Annotated in this window: 1 protein-coding gene; it reads right to left on the bottom strand. The window is 62.1% G+C overall.

The features are described 5' to 3' along the window. Nucleotides 1–478 (bottom strand): PLP-dependent transferase (locus A5906_RS36965; protein WP_201723819.1); only part of this gene is annotated, 478 nt, incomplete at its 3' end. Nucleotides 479–782 lie beyond the last annotated feature (304 nt).

Raw genomic sequence — 782 nt, 5'->3', positions numbered from 1 at the left:
CTTCATCGATGCCGTCGGCAAAGCCGACCGCGCCGATCGACAGGCGCGCCAGCGTGTTCGTCAGCAGCGTCTCGGTGCCGCCATAGAGCGGCTGGGAGTGCAGGATGACGTCGCCGGGGCGGACGAAGGCGAGGATCGTGGTCGAGATCGCCGCCATGCCGGACGAGAACAGCGCGCAGCTCTCGGTGCGCTCGTAGACCGCCAGCCTGTCCTCGACGATTTCGCTGTTGGGGTGATTGAAGCGCGAATAGACCAGGCCCGCGCCCATTCCTTCCGGCGGCTCGCGCCGGCCGGCGACGTAATCGAAGAAGTCCTGCCCGTCTTCGGCGGTCTTGAACACGAATGTCGAGGTCAGGAACACCGGAGGCTTGATGGCGCCTTCCGACAATTGCGGATCGTAGCCATAGGTCAGCATCAGGGTTTCCGGATGCAGCATATGGTTGCCGATATGGGTTTTCGACGGGAACGGTTTGACCATGGCCTGTCTCGCTGTTCTGATGCTCGCCGCGCGTTGGAACTGCTGACGTCATGAAGCGGTCGGGAGCAGGATGCGTCGACTCGTGTCAGCGCACGGCCGTTGGCACAAGATAGCTGCTCCCGGAGCGATCCGTCAGACCTCGCGACCAGAATTTCCTGTGGGCGGGCTCATTCGCTGGTCATGAGTGACGCAACAAAAAAGGACGGCTGCTTTCGCAACCGCCCTTTCTTGATTCCTTCAGCCTGGCTATGAGCCTCCGGCTCAGCCGTTCTTCACGCGGAAGGTTTCGTGGCAACCGCCGCAT

This window comes from Bradyrhizobium sacchari (assembly GCF_002068095.1).
Classification (GTDB): domain Bacteria; phylum Pseudomonadota; class Alphaproteobacteria; order Rhizobiales; family Xanthobacteraceae; genus Bradyrhizobium; species Bradyrhizobium sacchari.
Note: the sequence above shows the minus strand (reverse complement) of the source record. Positions and strands in the feature narration are given on the sequence as shown.